The sequence below is a fragment of the Methylomonas albis genome (assembly GCF_014850955.1).
Classification (GTDB): Bacteria; Pseudomonadota; Gammaproteobacteria; order Methylococcales; family Methylomonadaceae; genus Methylomonas; species Methylomonas albis.
In genome coordinates this window covers 4,760,682-4,777,376 of record NZ_JACXSS010000001.1, presented here as the reverse complement: position 1 = coordinate 4,777,376, position 16,695 = coordinate 4,760,682, and the positions used below count along the sequence as shown (strand labels likewise).

Annotated in this window: 9 protein-coding genes and 1 pseudogene; 7 read left to right on the top strand and 3 right to left on the bottom strand. The window is 45.0% G+C overall.

Annotated features, from left to right (window positions below; genetic code table 11):
* Window positions 1-111 precede the first annotated feature (111 nt).
* From EBA_RS21545 to EBA_RS21530, 3 genes and pseudogenes are all read left to right on the top strand, one after another.
* Window positions 112-1,245 carry a glycosyltransferase family 4 protein gene (locus tag EBA_RS21545; RefSeq protein WP_192376629.1) on the top strand — a complete coding sequence of 378 codons (1,134 nt, stop codon included), beginning with the start codon at window positions 112-114 and terminating at the stop codon, window positions 1,243-1,245.
* Between the two features lie 25 nt (window positions 1,246-1,270).
* A pseudogene (locus EBA_RS21535) lies at window positions 1,271-2,184 on the top strand (DUF6625 family protein).
* 84 nt (window positions 2,185-2,268) lie between these two features.
* Window positions 2,269-3,441 carry a glycosyltransferase gene (locus tag EBA_RS21530; RefSeq protein WP_192376626.1) on the top strand — a complete coding sequence of 391 codons (1,173 nt, stop codon included), beginning with the start codon at window positions 2,269-2,271 and terminating at the stop codon, window positions 3,439-3,441.
* Between the two features lie 801 nt (window positions 3,442-4,242).
* Here the strand turns inward: EBA_RS21530 and EBA_RS21525 are convergent.
* A complete protein-coding gene (locus tag EBA_RS21525; protein WP_192376625.1) occupies window positions 4,243-6,324 on the bottom strand; it encodes a right-handed parallel beta-helix repeat-containing protein in 2,082 nt (693 codons plus the stop codon).
* A gap of 307 nt (window positions 6,325-6,631) precedes the next feature.
* Window positions 6,632-8,734 carry a right-handed parallel beta-helix repeat-containing protein gene (locus EBA_RS21520; protein ID WP_192376624.1) on the bottom strand — a complete coding sequence of 701 codons (2,103 nt, stop codon included), beginning with the start codon at window positions 8,732-8,734 and terminating at the stop codon, window positions 6,632-6,634.
* 646 nt (window positions 8,735-9,380) lie between these two features.
* On the opposite strand from EBA_RS21520, the gene EBA_RS21515 reads away from it, so the two are divergent.
* The 4 genes from EBA_RS21515 (at window position 9,381) to EBA_RS21500 (ending at window position 15,070) form a co-directional block, all read left to right on the top strand.
* Entirely contained in the window at window positions 9,381-9,551 is a 171-nt protein-coding gene (locus EBA_RS21515) for a hypothetical protein (protein ID WP_192376623.1), read from the top strand.
* A gap of 323 nt (window positions 9,552-9,874) precedes the next feature.
* A complete protein-coding gene (locus EBA_RS21510) occupies window positions 9,875-10,495 on the top strand; it encodes a hypothetical protein (protein ID WP_192376622.1) in 621 nt (206 codons plus the stop codon).
* Window positions 10,496-10,761: 266 nt separating this feature from the next.
* Window positions 10,762-11,541 (top strand): WecB/TagA/CpsF family glycosyltransferase, encoded by a 780-nt coding sequence (locus EBA_RS21505; protein ID WP_192376621.1) that lies wholly within the window; start codon window positions 10,762-10,764, stop codon window positions 11,539-11,541.
* A 298-nt stretch (window positions 11,542-11,839) separates the two neighbouring features.
* On the top strand, window positions 11,840-15,070 hold the full coding sequence (locus EBA_RS21500) for a beta strand repeat-containing protein (protein WP_192376620.1): 3,231 nt from the start codon (window positions 11,840-11,842) through the stop codon (window positions 15,068-15,070).
* 262 nt (window positions 15,071-15,332) lie between these two features.
* Here EBA_RS21500 and gltA read toward each other — a convergent pair whose 3' ends face one another.
* Window positions 15,333-16,628 carry a citrate synthase gene (gene gltA, locus EBA_RS21495; RefSeq protein WP_192376619.1) on the bottom strand — a complete coding sequence of 432 codons (1,296 nt, stop codon included), beginning with the start codon at window positions 16,626-16,628 and terminating at the stop codon, window positions 15,333-15,335.
* Window positions 16,629-16,695: the final 67 nt, after the last annotated feature.

Here is a 16,695-nt window from a genome sequence, read left to right as displayed (position 1 = left end):
GGACGAGGGCAAAAGATTGGCTATAGTCACCAAAGTCGGTGTTATTAGGTCTCTTTGGTCAATTGCAATAACGCCGTCAATAAAAATGACAGATCATCAGCTCGGACTTTCATGAAAATAGTTATATTTCAGCCCATGTTAAAACAATATCGAGTGCCGCTGTTTGAATTAATGGGGAAACTACTTGCAGAGCAAGGGCACGAGCTACGAGTCGTTTGTGGCAGTCCACCACCACATGAGCAAAGCAAAGGCGATAATGTTGTTTTGGGTAATCAATTTTGTCGAATAGAAAAGAGTCTTTGGTTTTTTGGTGGTAAATTACATTTTTTAGATAATGCCTTGTCCCACATTTTATGGGGGGATCTAATCATCACGGAACAGGCTAACAAACATTTTCACAATTATATACTAATTCTTTTTAGAAAGATCCATTGTAAGCATTTTGCTTACTGGGGTCATGGTCAAAATAGGCAAGGTAATCCACGTAGTTGGAGAGAACAATTAAAAAAGAAGCTGTCAACGCAATGTGACTGGTGGTTTGCCTATACGCAAGGTGTAGCAAACTATATAGGCGAATTAGGTTATCAAAGCTCAAAAATTACTGTGTTGAATAATAGCATCGATACTTCGGAGTTCAAACAGTTACTCGCTTTGCAATTACCGGAATGTGTAATCCAGTTTAGACAATCTTTAGCTATTGGTGAAAATGGTAGAATCGGATTGTTTTGCGGCAGCCTATACGCGGATAAGAGAATCAGATTTTTATTGTCCGCCGCATTAATAATCCATCGAAAAAATCCTGACTTTGTGCTGTTGGTAGTTGGTAATGGCAAAGATCGTATTTTAGTAGAAGAGTTTGCGAATCGATATTCATTTGTCAAATATTTAGGGTCGTTGTTTGGCGATCGAAAAGCGGTGGCTTTTAAGTCTGCAGAATTGTTTTTATGCCCCGGTCTTGTCGGTTTAGCTATATTGGATGCTTTTACTGCAAGTCTGCCATTATTTACTAGCGATATACCCAATCACAGTCCGGAAATTGAATACCTACAGCATGGCTTTAATGGCGTAATGACTAAACACTCTGAAGAAGATTACGCACAAGCGATAGTTGATGTTCTTGAATCGCAAGACTCGTTAGCTAAGTTGCAAAATAATGCATTAGCAAGTGGTGATTTGTTTTCAATAGAAAAAATGGCGCTGAATTTTGTTGAAGGTATTCAAAAATACTTTAATACCGTTGGATGAACAATTAATCCTTAGAAGAGGAAGCATGAAAATTATTATTTTGAATATTTACTTCGGTAAGCGCCCTGATTATTTTGATTTGTTCTTATATTCTTGTGGAGTGAATAAACTTGTCGATTTTTTATTCTTCATTGATTTTGATACTCCCTTGAGTCTACCTTCTAATGTCAGGATCATAAAGACCACATTCGAGGATATTCGTGTCCGCTTTCAATCTGTTATTGCGTTTCCGATAGCGCTTAACTCACCGTATAAGCTTACTGATTTTCAGCCGGCATATGGAGAGTTGCTTGTGGATTATTTGGAGAATTATGATTGGTGGGGCATTGTGATTTTGATATGGTATTTGGAGATTTAACTCCAGTAGTGGAAGTCGCGAAACAGGCGCAGTATGTTAAAATTTTTCGTAGAGGTCACTTAACCCTTTATAAGAATTCAAAAGAAAATAATGGTGTATATAAAAATATTGTCGATTCGCTTAGCTATCGAGATATTTTTTCATCTGAAAATTTTTTTAATTTTGACGAAACCAATGGCATCGATAAGATATTCGCAACGATGGGGCTTCCGGTGTTTCGCGAAGAGTTGATTGCCGATATAAATCCAAAATCTCCTTTCTTATATATGACGGCCCATCCTAATCATTGGGGGCAATATTTTATCTGGTCGCATGGCAAGCTACTTTGTAAAAACGGAACAGGTGAAGATAACGAATATATTTATATTCATTTTCAGAAAAGAAAGATGGCGGAACATTATTGTATTACAATCGAAGTTCCGCCAAAGATTCTGATTAATCAGTTTGGCCTCTTTGGCGCTAAAAGTGGTTTGCAAAGCAGGATAAACAGAATTCTTGTTTATTTCCCAAATTTGGTTCATTTACGGCGATTTTTCTTGCCTCGCATCGTTAAATTCATAAAAAGCAAACACGCGGCCTAATCTTGGTTGGTTTAGTTCAACAATAAAATAGGTAACCTTTTAGTTAGCGGTCGCCTCAACCTTATATCAATATCCCCCAATCCAATGAAAATTCTGGTTGTCCATAATAGTTACCAGCAGGCTGGAGGCGAAGATAATGTTGTCGCTGCGGAAGTAAGTTTATTAACTAAATACGATAATGAAGTAGAGTTATGGAGTGTTGACAATAAAGACTTGCCAAATGGATTAATTGGCAAGATTGGAACTGCGTTAAATACCAACTATTCGCCAGCCGCTCGGGCGATTGCTAGGGAGAAATTGCGAAATTTCCAACCGGATGTTGTCCATGTGCATAATTTTTTTCCGCAAATTAGTCCATCTATCTATGATGCTTGCTTGGATGAAGGAATCCCGGTAGTTCAGACTCTACATAATTACCGGCTGATTTGTCCAGGAGCGATGCTGATGCGCGATGGTAATATTTGTGAGCAATGCGTCTCACGTTCGCCATACCAAGCGGCTTGGTATGCTTGTTATCGTGGATCAAGGCTGGGCAGTTTAGTAGTGGCGCATATGGTCGCACAACATCGCAATCGAGGCACTTGGCAGGATAAGGTCACTCGTTTCATCGCTCTGACTGAATTTGCAAAGTCTAAATTTATCGCCGCTGGATTTCCAGCAGATAAGATCGCTATTAAAGCTAATTTTTTACATGATCCTTTTCTGAATTCGTCACTTACGATATCCCCACCCTTATCCTCCGAGTTTGCATTGTTCGTAGGCCGTATAAGTAAGGAAAAAGGCATTAAAGTATTGATGGACGCATGGATAGCGTTGAGCGAAAAAAATATGTTGAAAGTTGCTGGCAGCGGGCCCCTTGAGTCATTGTTGCTGGGGCGGAACAATGTCGAGGCATTAGGTCGGCAAACTACAGCTGAGGTTAGTGCTTTAATGCGAAAAGCTACTTTTTTGGTGTTACCCTCCCAGTGGTATGAAGGTTTTCCGTTGGTGCTGGTTGAAGCATTTGCTCACGGCCTGCCCGTTCTCGCCTCTCGCCTAGGTAGTATGGCCGATATAATCAAGGATGGCGAAACAGGTCTGTTATTTGAACCGGGCAATGCCGAGGATCTCGCTGAAAAAGCTAAATTTCTACTGGAAAACCCTTTGCAAGCGCGACAGCTCGGCGCAAACGCTAGGCGTATTTTTCTTGAAAAATATACCGCCGAGCAAAATTACGCTGAGCTTATGGCAATTTATACGGATGCTTGTGCCGCATAAATCAAAGCTAATATTATTTCAAGTGGGCGAGATTTTATGAACTGTCATTCATCTTGAAGATTTTAATGATCAAATCTTAGACGGCAACGGTAAACAGCTGTAATTATCCCGTAATGATGATTTTATTGAGGCTGGCGGCGGGTTAATCATTAACTCCCAAAGGAAAAAATTTTGATGGCAGCAAAACCGTTTTCGTTGACATATTTCCAGAAGGGGGTATCAGTCTGATAAAAACTCAGGATTAAGTCCAGTCCCATGTGATATTGTTAGTGCTGCATAAAATGTCTTGGTACTAAACACGACTACTCCGAATAAATAAAAATCAAGTTGGTTTTAACTACTAATTATGCGTTGTCCCTAGTTTACTTAATAGTAAACGGAGAGAATGATTATAATGTTGAGTATGATGACTTACATTACTTTATTGCGATGGAGGAATATTATTATATAGAGGTTGTTAACTTCTACTCTTAGATATATGAGTTTCAAGGAACCTTTGATCCTGGCCACGGCCAGTGGGGCAATGGTTTTTTAGGCCTTTCAAACCGTCAGGAGAGCTTTCAAGTTGGTTACCGTATGCAATTTCTTGATGAAATTGGCTTGCCTATTCATTCATTTATTGTCTTATACGCATCTGCCTTGCTTGGGTTTCTGATAAGGCGCAATACACGGAATTCAACCCAGTGGTCGCCACGCCGGAGTCCAAACACCACATACCGTATACAAACTAAGCAACATATATGGGGATGAAGTTACGGGACTTGGGTTTTACGTCACCCCCAATAAATTTTGGCTATAAAATTATCTTATTAAGCCAATATCAGTAGGTATAGCTTGGAATCCGATTTTTTTGGCTGGCGAGTCCGGGCAAAAAGTGACTTGGTTTCCGGTTATTGTCACACAGGGGTCCGCATAGATACTGTCTTGCTCTATTCCTTCATTGTTCCATTCTCGCCAAGAAGTTCTGCCGCGTTTAGACGAGACGTCCAAAATATCGTATTCGACGCTAAATTGGTTTGAGGGACTCCACACCAGATTGCTACCTAAAACGTTACTCTGCTTGGGCATTAAATAACGCAAGGACGGACCGGTCAGATTATTGGAGATAATAATATTGCGTTGCAGGCTATTATTTTCCGGCCAGTTTTCATTATGCATGGGCTGACCCAGTTTGGGATATTTGCTCAGCCAAATGGGGCTTTGGTAAGGTACTTGTGTAAGTCGCTTTTTAATTTCAGTACCCGGTACCCTGTGATCTACAAAAAGTGCGTAATTAGCCGTGCTGATAAGGTTATTTTCTATGATATTGAAACGGCCACTGCCTAGCTGGATTGCCAATGCGCCGGCATTATTAAATAGATTGCCGATCACACTGAATCCACTAACAGAGTCATCCAGATAAACGCCGCGCACACCGTCGGGTTTTACATAAGTGACTTTATTGTTGGTAATGTCTACACTTTGCAAGCCGTAACCGAACAGGTCATGGATACTGTTATACCTGATAATATTCCCGTGAAAAGTCCAATCCCGCCCGGAGTAAATTGCGCCGCAATCGGATGCTTGCTCGCAAACATGATGAACTTCATTTTTTTCAAGCAAATGGTCATTTCCGTATATCATTATTCCCGTTCCAGGGCTTTGTTCAATTAAATTGTGTGTGACGCGGCTACCTACTCCACCCAATTCGATGGCTGCGGTATTGGTCATTACCACTCGCCCAAATTCATGAATATGGTTGTTATGGACAAAATTATTGGCCGCTTCCAGGGTGTTTCTGTTACCGCCGCTTATAAAAACTCCTCCTGCGCCAGTTTTATGAATATGGCTGTTAATAATGCTGGTATTGATGCTATTTTTGGCCTCTATTGCCCAGCCACCAATATTGTTAGCCTCTATCTCGTTAAAAAGCAGATGACTGGTTTTGTCGAGACGAATCGCAATATCGGTACTGTACCGAAATGCTACTTTGTTAAAACTGATGTAATTTGAATCCTTAATAATCAGTAGGTTTTCCAAGGCCGAAATGACTATCTCACTGGGCTCGGCTTTTTCTGGGGGAATAAATAATATTTTATTATTCGTCTGATCGTAAAACCATTCGCTAGGCGTATCCAGCTCTGAGCGAATATTTTGCAGATAAAATCTTCGACCACTAGCTAATTGATAATTGGTGTTGCTTGAAAGGGTAATCTCGTTTTGGTATTGATCAATTGCGGATACACCAAGATATTGATCATGCCAGTCGTTACCCGCCATTATGTGGACTTGAGCCCGATTCAGGTCGTTCGCTAGTGGAGGTAATGGCTCTATGATACTAAAGCGGGTTCTTTCGTCTATAGGTAGTTTAATATGGGCCCAATCCGTATTAGGCCAGCGGGCAAGATGCATAGGCTGCTGATTTATAAATAATTCAAAGCCTGGAATGTCGCCACGCTTGCGGTATCCCTGCAGATATTTAATCTTATCCAATGGTAACCCTGAGGTTGTACAACTCCAGATTTCGCCGTTATCTACCCCGCAGTTTTGCAACGCAATACCTCCACTAATTACAACTGGGCCGTTTTCGCCTTGCCAACGAATTTCGCGGCCAGCGAAACCAGAATCTCTAATATCAAATTCTAGAGGTTTTTGCAGAACATAAATACCAGTTTGGATATGCACTGTGATTGGTTCTTTGAATAGTCCATTCTTTTTTAAGTCCCTAATGGCTTGTTGCGCACGTGTAAGGGTTTTAAATGGACCACTTGTTCCTGCAGTGGTGGCTTCGGCGGCTAGACCGTTTGTTTGATCATTTCCGGAGGGGGTAACGTAAAAATCTAAGGCCGTTGCTTTGGTCGAAATGCAAAGTAAAGTGATAAGAAAGACAATATTATATAGCATAGTTACCTCATCTAATGCCTGGGTGATAGAAATTAAAATTTCTAATGCCCTTTAGGAATAGTGATATTTTGTATAAGTTTTTTAAGTTGACGGGGTAATGCGGTTGCGTTGAGCAGTAATATCTTTAATATTCCTGATCTTTTACTGCCAATGTCTGGCTAAAAAATTCTGTTTCCCAAGCGAAATAACGGCTTCCCACAATATTATGAGAAGCTGTTTTCATGACATTTTCCTGGGTTTATATCCAGCGTAATAGTTTTGATGCAGGTATAAAATTATTTGGATTAGCTAGTAATTAATTGGTTTCCTATTGAAAAATGCCAATGTCGGAGGGCGGGATTTGGAAACCTATTTTAGATAAAGGTGAATTAGTACATCCAATGCTAATTTTACTGCCTGATATGTTCAAGCATGGGTCCTCATTTATACTATTATTTTCAATGCTATGACTTAGCCAATCACGCCAGGGTGCACGATTTTTACCGATAAACGTACCTAGTATTTGGTAATACACCCTTATGTCGCTGCTAGCGTGCCATGCTAGATTGTTGCCTACCGTATTGCCTTGCGGAGGTAATACGTAAAACAACGAATAACCTAGGCTGTTTGTCGAAAGAATGACATTTCGTTGAATGCTGTTGCCTTCTGGCCAGGTATCATGAGCCATCGGGGCTCCCAGCTCTGGATATTTTGTCAACCACACGCTACTGGTAATAGGCATGGTTTTCAAAGAGTCTCTGTTGTTATCCCAATTGTAACTTCCGAAGCGTTGATCAATATATATTGCATATGTGCTAGTTTTAATAACATTGTTTTCTATATGATGGTCGCGGCCCCCGCCGAGCTGAATTGAGATAGAGCCAGCGTTAACCAGGATATTGCCGAATACTGTAAACCCGCTGACCGCGTCGTCAAGATAAATGCCTCGTGTACCTTCGCGCGTATACTGGATAATATTATTGGCGATATCAAGTGTCTTCAATTGATAGCCGGAAAAGTCGTGAAGATAGTTGTAACGTACGATATTGCCGCGATATGTCCAATCTCTGCCGGAATAAATTGCTCCGCAATCGTCAGATTGCTGACAGACCTGCGAGATCTCGTTTTTTTCGATGAGATGGTCGTTTCCGTAAAGGAAGACACCATTACCATGTCCGTTCTCGATGAGATTATGAGTTATTACCGATGCGACACCATTAGTTGAGACGCCAGGCGAATACGTGAACAAAATAGCATCATAGTTATCAATATGATTATTATCGATTAGGTTACCCGAAGCCGTTAGTGTCGGTCTATCCCCACCAGAAATTAAAATTCCACCAGTTCCGACATCGTGAATATGATTATTTGAGATGGTTATGTTAGTGTTTTCTGGTGCGTATATTGCTGTGCCAGCGATATTATTTATCTCCAAATTATCGAATAACACACTTTCAGATCGCTGAGTCCTGATTGCAGCCCCGGTACTATGTCGAAAAGTCAAATTTTTAAAGCCAATATGACTTGCATCATTAATCATCAATAGATTTTTTGCCGAGGATAATACAATGTTGTTCTGAGTTGTGCCGATAGGTGGAATAAATAGTATTTTATTATTGGTTTGGTCATAAAACCATTCATCTTGAACATCTAGGGCTGCTTCTAAGTTTTGTAAATAAAAACGCCTGCCGCTAGTCAATTTATAAATAGTTTCACTGGATAAATTGATTTGATTGTTGACAAAATCTATTGTTGATACGCCAGTATAATGGTCGTAAATGTCATTGCCTGGAAAAATATGGACTTGTGCATTGCTTAAGTCCCCCGAAAATTGCGGCATTTTTTCAAATACACTAAAGCGAGTATTTTCATCTAACGGCACTTTGATATGGGCCCAATCCTCATTAGGCCAGCGCGCAAGGTGCATTCGCCGTTCGTTAATGAAAATCTCAAATGCTGGACTATTTCCTTGAATTCGGTGATTATTTTCCCTTTGGATGTTGGCTACAGTATCTGCATTTAAAGGACAGCTTAAAATTTGCAGAGGATTGGCGGCATTATAGGGTTGGCAATTTTTAAGCGTGATGCCACCAGAAATGATGCTGGTGCCTTTTTCGCCGATCCACAAAATTTCCTGACTAGGTAAGCCAGAATCTCTATCATCAAATTCCAGCGCCGACTGCAACTGGTAAGTGCCTTTACCTACGTGCACGGTAATGGCTTCGTTAAACTTTCCGGCCGCTTTTAATTTGCGTATAGCTTGCTGGGCACGAGCTAGGGTTTTGAAGGGGCCTGTTTTTGTCCAGTAATTGGCGCTGGGGGATAAGCCGTTCAGGCTGTCGCTGCCTGAGGGTGATACGTAAAAATCCTTTGCCGTTACTGCGGAGCAGAACGTCAAGATTGCTAGAGTGATGACAAGTTTAGATAACATTTTCTCTCCTTTTTATTAACGCATGCTCCAATAGCCTGACAGACCACGGAATACAGTCAGCTAATTCAGTTAATATTTTCGGGGTAGTGTTCCGGTCCTTGGTTACTAAGGTACTTTGTATATGTTTCAGTATTGGGTCAACAGTGGGCTATTCCATAAAGCCTGTATCGCCAACACGCTTACAATACTAGCAGCTCTTTTGAAAACCGAAGTACGGAACCTCTCCAATAACGCTTTTTCAACCGCAGTCAGCTTGCAATTAATTTTTACGAGCTAATTTGGTGCGCCGGACTAGCATTTGAGCTAAAGCGCGCCGGTCTGACATACTTTTGAAATGTGTTGATAACTGCCTGTCGCGATTACACATGCCGACAATGGCATTTAATGTGCCCATCCTGGCTTATATTGATACGCATCTCTAATGGATATATTTCGTCTGATTTGGCAAGTGCAGGCGTTGCATCAAGCTATCTGTACGGGCCTAAGGTGTCGAAATATAAGCGGATGATATTAGAGGCTAGGTACAGCCTAAATCATAATTACTTGATAACCAAGTCATTTTGCAATTTTAATTAAATCTTAATGGAGGGCCATAGATTGTTTTGGCGGTGTTCCTGAGCGATTTCTGGGGGCTCACAGAGAATTTGTGGGGGCGCGGAATGGATTGGTTGGCACCACCAGGCGCTTCGTCGGCACCGATGCAGCGCTCGTGGGCACGGCCAAGCGCTTTGTCGGTATCCATAAATGCGCCGTGGGTACCGACGCGACATTTAGCCGCACCGCCAAAGGCTTGTGGCGCGCCCTAAAACGCATATAGAATCAATTAAACCGTTAGTGTCTATGCCGCGAAGTTCGGTTTGTTCTACGGTGAAATCCGTCGCGCTAATTATGCGCTGCTTGTATTTATCAGTCTGTCGACACAGCCTGCTCTAGCAGGCGTTGGGGACACAATAACGTCAAGTTATGCTTGAGGGCACAACAGCTGTTTGTCTTGATCTCTGTGGAATCAACAGCAGTTTTTTACCCTTTGTCCTTCGGCAAATCCAATGTCCACTGGGCATAAAGATGAACGGTTACTCCTCAGCTTAACTGAATTTGCGTGTGTACGACAATTTCTAGTCACAACAAGGAGAATTTAATATGGCTAAATCCGACTACTTTCCGCATCCCGATAACGATTTATTGGTTTGGCATGATCGTTTCAAGGTGAATCTTGCCGCGAAGCAAGCTGAATTAGGTTTATCCGCGGAAGATATTGCCAGTGTCGAACGCGATAACCTGGAGTTACACGATAGGATCAGCGCAGGCAGTGCTGCTTCTGCGGCAGCCAGACAAGCCACGGCCGCCAAGACTGCCAGCGTCAATAATGTCGAAGGTAATACCAGGGCTTTAGTCAGACGCGTCAAAGCGCATCCGGCGTATTCGGATGCAATGGGTAATTTTCTGGGCGTCATAGGCGCGGAAGATACGATCAAGCTTTCTGAGGCTAAACCGGTTTTGACCGGTGTAGATCAAACGGGCGGTGTGGTGGTGCTTAATTTTATTAAATCGAAAAGCGATGGCATCAATATTTACTGCCAGCGCGAGGGCGAGCCGGACTTTATATTTTTGGCCAGGGATACGATACCGCCTTATGTGGACAACCGGCCCTTGCTGGTAGCCGGCAAGCCGGAGTTACGCCGGTATACGGCGGTTTATATTTTGAAAGATGCTGAGGTTGGGCAATATAGCGATGAGTTGGTAGTTATTTGTGCGCCTTGACCGTTTTGGTATTTGGAGTGATTGGGCGACGCTTCTCAAGCGTATAGCTATCCGAAATACGCGTTACTACTGTTCGATATGGAAGACTGATTGTCTGGATTCCCGCTTTTGCGGGAACGACGAAACAAGGATTTCCTGGCTTGTTCAACCATCCTGCATTTTTTATCAATCGCGAGTGGATTGACTCTGTGCGTGAATATAGCGATGCTAGCGGCATGATAGAATCAAGAAGTACCCTTTCAATTAGCCACCCGATGGAGCACGGAATGCAGTCAATCAAGTCAGTAGATATTTTCGGAGTTCGCTTCCCTATCCTGGATTACGAGCTTACTTTAAAGCTATTTCAAGAGTGGATTGGTAGTGGCCAATCTCATCAGGTGTGTATCGCCAATGTGCATACCACGGTGGCCTGTCTCTCCGATCATGAGTTACGTGATATTTCCAATAGGGCCCTCTCCACCATGGATGGCTTGCCTTTGGTTTGGTATGCCAAACTGGTGCATCAAGCAGAGATTAAGACCCGGGTTTGCGGACCGGATTTGATGCTGAAATGCCTGGATCATGGTCAGCAACTGGGTTGGCGACATTTTTTTCTGGGCGGCAAGGATGAGGTGTTGGCGGATTTAGTGGCCAACATCCACGAGAGCTATCCGCAAGCCGAACTTGTGGGTTGGCATTCCCCGCCGTTTCGGCCCTTGTCCGCGGAAGAAGATCAACAATTGGTCGATTTAATCAACGCGGCTAAGCCGGATTTTCTCTGGGTGGGCTTAGGTGCACCCAAACAGGAAAAATGGATCGCGGCGCATCTCGATCGAGTTCATGTGCCCGTGCAATTAGGGGTAGGGGCGGCTTTTGATTTTCATTCGGGACATATCAAACGGGCCCCGCTGTGGATGCAAAAAAGCGGTTTGGAATGGTGCTACAGAATGGCCAAGGACAGGCGCTTGGTTAAGCGCTATTTTTCCACCAATCCGGTGTTCCTGCTGCGCTTTGCCAGGGATTTTTTGCTGATTAGATTGTTGAAGCGCAGCCCGCTAGATTATTGAATCGTTAAATTCAGATTGGGGTAGTAAAAACTTTCTCGGCAGGTTTACGCCCCTTTATGTTGTCCACTTATTAAATACACTAGGTCGAAATAGGGTGTTGTTGTTTAATATCAATTGTTAGCTTATTAACTAGGTTGCTTTTGTCGGGGTTTAAATACATTAACTATGCTCAACAGTTTGGTGTTGGCTGACTTAGCGGGTTAACAGTTCGTGCTTTTTTTGCAATAAACAACACGCTAACGCTATAGAGATGGCAGTCGTTGATTGTCTCCAACTCATTCATCGTAAGGATTGGGCTATGAAGATAAATCCAGTAAGTAAGGCTATTTCGGTAATTTTAATTGCCAGTGTCACAGGAATAACACCACAGTACGCATGCGCAGACATGATCACTATCAACGGTAATCCGGGAGCTGACGGTGCTCCAGGCGCATCTGGGAGTCCGGGAATTGATGGTGCTAACGGCGTAGCAGGCGGCGATGCATCGGCGTTTGCTAATGGATCTACGTTATATAACAACGCGAATGCAAACGCTGGATCTGGCGGGGATGGTGGTAATGGCGGCGATGGTTCGCTGGCCGGTGCAAATGGTGGTCAGGGGGGTAACGGTGGCAAAGGCGGCGATGCCCATGCATCCGCGACAACCGATTTATACAGTGGCTTCACGGTTGCCGCATCGACATCTGCGTCTGCCGGCAACGGTGGAGTTGGTGGGATAGGCGGGACTGGATCGACACCTGGTCTAGCTGGATCGACCGGTGGACCAGGAATTGGCGGCAATGCTTCAGCCATTGCAACATCACGTAATAGTGGCTACGGTGGAAGTACAGCTGATGCGGTTTCATACGGTGGTGTTGGTAATGCAGGTGTTGATAATCGCTCAGGTGCTGACGGCGGCAGCGCGAATTCGGTAACCACCGCCACGACCACAAATGGGATGAGCATTTCAAGCTCACAAAGTACCGCTTATGGCGGTAATGGTGGTACTGGTTACAGCTTGGGCCAGAAAGGTGGCAACGGCGGTACAAGCACCGCGACTGCCAGTGGCGATTCCAGTGGAGGTGGATATGTACAGGTCTATGCGCACCAGACGGGAGGTGACGGAGGTTATGGCGGCGGGGCTGGCTACGACACAATAGACGGTGCTGACGGAGGTAATGGCGCCGATTCCATCATGCAAAATACTGTCACTGGGTCGACCAGTGGCATACTGACCCTAGGTCAATATGCCACTGGCGGAAACGCTGGAGGTAGTAATGGCGGCAAAATCGGATTGGCTGGTAAGGCCAGTTCCACCCTGTCTGTAAACAATACCGAAAGTATTTTACTGAACACCAGAACAAGTGCTATTGGCGGCGTTGGTGGCAATAATGATACTGGTCGAGACGACAGCGGCCGTGCCGTTGGCGGTGATGCTTTAGCCGCAAATACCACAGAAAGTCACGAAGATGGGCGTAATATAAATGCCGACAGTTATGCTGAGGGAGGTAGCGGCGGCGGTGTTAATGCTGCCGATTTTTTGTATAACGCCCGTGGAAATGGGGGAGCGGGTGGCAGCGCTACCAGTAAAACTACTGCTAGTGCTAACGGAAACAGTTATGTTCAGGTAAACGATAAAGCCACTGGTGGCAACGGCGGGGGAGTTAACGAGCCCTTTTTATCTGGCTATGGGCTGGCGGGTGCTGGCGGTAATGCCTCTTCCAACGCAATCGGCAGTAACGCGGGCAATCAAAGCGTTGATGTCTCTAGCACTGCTGTCGGTGGTCGCCGCGGCTTGGGTTATGGTGCAAATGCCGGTACGGCCATTGCCAAAGCTAGTGGCAATTCTAGTGGCGGCGGCAACGTTACGGTTAGTGCCTACCAATATGGAGGTAGCGGTAGCAATAGCGATGGTGCCGGCTCTTTAATGCAAAACGCGGTCACTGGTTTCACCAGTGGCTCGCTAACCTTGAGGCAATACGCTTACGGTGGAGATTCGACCGGTGGTTTAAGTAGTCACGATGATTTTATAGGAAATGGTGGTAAGGCACATTCTGATCTGTCTGTGAACAATAACGTTAGCCAGGTATTAACCACGGTGACTCAGGCTAACGGTGGTGTCGGTAGTCCTGCATTTGGTAGAGCCGGTAATGGCGGCGATGCCATTTCAAACAATACTACTGGTGGTAGTGGTGAAGGACGCAGCATTTATATCAGTAGTGATGCTACGGGTGGTGGTGGCGGCGGCGGAGATGTGGGATTTGGTGCCAATGGCGGTAACGGCGGCAATGCCACCAGCTATTCCAACGGTAGTATCAACGGTAACAATGTTGTTCAGATCAACGATAAAGCAAGAGGCGGGGACGGGGGGAATGCGTATCCATTCGCCTATAGCAATGGTAACGGAGGGGCTGCATTCTCAAGAGCTAATGCCATTACTACTGGTAGTAACAGTGTTTCTATTTCTAGTAATGCTATCGGAGGTAATGCCGGTAAGGGAGGTAAAGGTGGTAACGGCGGTAGCGCCTCCGCTACCACAAACGCCAATAACAGCGGAAATCGATCTGTCTATGCCACAAGTTATGCTATTGGTGGAGCGAGTGACGGAATTGATGGTTTTGGTTTAGCCGGTGATGCGCAAGCTGGCACCAATGGTATAAGTAACGGCTACGCTTCAAGTATTGCAATCGCAAGTGCGGGAGCTGGGCCGGCTCTTGCTAAGCTTGTAATCGCAGATGCAAATTCCGTAGGAGGAAACGGTTCATACGCAAAAGCACTAGCTAATCAAAGTGGTTACGCCTCGGTTTTTGCTGAAGCTAGCGTTCCCGAGGCCGTTACAGGCTCCAGTGACGTAAAGGCGTCGCTTGGGCAATCAGCTACTTCAGCATCGACAGCGAATGGCAAAGAAGCTGTCGCATATGCAAGCGCCCTGCCGTTGTCAACGGATGTAACTGCTGCAGTGGCTAACCATCCTGATGTTAGTCGCAATTTTAACATTGGTGCCGATACGCAAGTTTGGTTGTTGGGTAACCAGGGGGTGCTGAATAATGCAGTCGATGGGAACTTCCATGACTATTCCAGTAAGATAGATTTGAATATCGATACTGCCCGTTATAACTATCAACAAAATTTATTGTTGGGGCTGTTGTCTCCAACATTTGGTGATAGTAATTTGGGGGCTAGTGACATTTTGACCCTAAGCATTATTATCTCTGGGGCGGGCGGGACTCTGTCGAGAAACTATAGTTTTAGCAATTTGCTTGATACTAATGTTTCAAATAGTGCTGCTAGCTTTTTCCACGACAAAACCTTGGACTTAGGCGCATGGTCTGAATTTGTGACAATAACCGACGACAACCTGGATATTGCGCTAAGCCTAAATCTACACACACAAACCGGCCATACCGGCATGAGCTTTAATTACATTTTGGGTAACTCAGCATATATTAGCGCTGTACCCCTGCCCGCTGCATTTTGGTCATTTTCATCTGCATTGTTGGGCTGGGTTGGCTTTATTGTCCGTAGTAAAAACAAAAAAGCCGATGCTTGAATTAAGTAGTGCAAAATTATTGTCCTTAAGTCACCATCACTATGGCGACAGATTGCTCTGCCACCAAAATCAGAAAACCAGCGATAGATTTCGGATCCGGTTACATTTAGGTACCGATCATACACAGAGGAAGCGGGACAAGCTTTTAGCTTCTAGATCGTGGTAGCTCATCTGTGGCCCCCCTTTTTTCAAAGAGGGGTGACATAATGGCCGAGCTTAACTTAACGGCATCGCCTGGAGGGAGAGATGATTTTTTAAATTTTCACCGACTAGAAATATATTTCACATCTCTAGTCGTTACACCTTTATACAACTGGCGCGGGCGGCCGATTTTTAGTTCAGGGTCGGAGATCATTTCGTCCCATTGGGCGATCCAGCCTACCGAACGGGCCAATGCGAAGATGGCGGTGAACATGTCGGTCGGGATGCCCAGCGCGCGCAGGACGATACCGGAATAGAAATCGACGTTGGGGTAGAGTTTTTTCTCGACGAAATACGGGTCTTCCAGCGCTATACGTTCCAATTCCATCGCCAGTTTGAACAGGCGGTCGTCGTTCAGATTCAATTCGTCCAACACTTCGTGGCAGGTTTGCCGCATCAGCTTGGCGCGCGGGTCGTAGTTTTTGTAAACCCGGTGACCAAAACCCATCAGCCGGAACGGATCGTTTTTGTCCTTGGCTTTGGCAACATATTCACCAATCTTCGACACATCGCCGATTTCCTCCAGCATGTTCAGCACCGCCTCGTTGGCGCCGCCATGCGCCGCGCCCCATAGGCAGGCAATGCCAGCTGCCACGCAGGCATACGGGTTGGCGCCGCTGGAGCCGGCCAGTCGCACGGTTGAGGTCGATGCGTTTTGTTCGTGGTCGGCGTGCAGGATCAGGATTCTATCCAGCGCTCTGACCAAAACCGGGTTGGCCAGGTAGTCTTCGCCGGCATCGCCGTGCATCATGCGCATGAAGTTTTCCGCATAGCCCAGTTTGCGTTTGGGATAGATAAACGGCATGCCGATGCTGTATTTGTAACACATGGCCACCATGGTCGGCATTTTGGCGATGAGGCGGATGGCCGATTTATACCGATCTTCCTTGCAGGTGATGTCCATCACTTCGTGATAGAACGCCGATAGCGCACCCACTACACCGACCAGTACTGCCATCGGGTGCGCGTCGCGGCGGAAGCCGCTATAAAATTTAATCAGCTGTTCGTGTACCATGACATGCTGACTGATGTTGGTAACGAAGCCCTTCATCTCCGAGCCGTTGGGCAAATCACCGTTTAGCAGCAGGTAACAGACTTCCAGAAAATCGCATTTTTCCGCCAGTTGTTCGATGGGGTAGCCCCGATACAACAGCACGCCGGCGTCGCCGTCGATAAAGGTGATTTTTGAGGTGCAGCTGGCTGTGGAGGTAAAGCCGGGATCGTAAGTAAAATGGCCGGTCTGCGCGTATAAAGAACGAATATCGATGACGGACGGGCCCATGGTGCCGGGTGTGACCGGTAATTCGATAACGCGGTCTTGGTCGTCCTGTTTTAACGTCACTTTTTTATCAGTCATGTCGAATTCTCCGGAGAGCTAGCTGTTGAAAAGGGGATGGTTTGTATTCTATTGCAAATAGCGAATA

Excerpts from the sequence above, each read along its gene's own strand:
- EBA_RS21510 (WP_192376622.1), top strand. The coding sequence starts at position 9,875 with ATGGCTAAATCCGACTACTTTCCGCATCCCGATAACGATTTATTGGTT.
- gltA (WP_192376619.1), bottom strand. The coding sequence starts at position 16,628 with ATGACTGATAAAAAAGTGACGTTAAAACAGGACGACCAAGACCGCGTT.
- EBA_RS21530 (WP_192376626.1), top strand. The coding sequence starts at position 2,269 with ATGAAAATTCTGGTTGTCCATAATAGTTACCAGCAGGCTGGAGGCGAA.
- EBA_RS21520 (WP_192376624.1), bottom strand. The coding sequence starts at position 8,734 with ATGTTATCTAAACTTGTCATCACTCTAGCAATCTTGACGTTCTGCTCC.
- EBA_RS21500 (WP_192376620.1), top strand. The coding sequence starts at position 11,840 with ATGAAGATAAATCCAGTAAGTAAGGCTATTTCGGTAATTTTAATTGCC.
- EBA_RS21525 (WP_192376625.1), bottom strand. The coding sequence starts at position 6,324 with ATGCTATATAATATTGTCTTTCTTATCACTTTACTTTGCATTTCGACC.
- EBA_RS21505 (WP_192376621.1), top strand. The coding sequence starts at position 10,762 with ATGCAGTCAATCAAGTCAGTAGATATTTTCGGAGTTCGCTTCCCTATC.
- EBA_RS21545 (WP_192376629.1), top strand. The coding sequence starts at position 112 with ATGAAAATAGTTATATTTCAGCCCATGTTAAAACAATATCGAGTGCCG.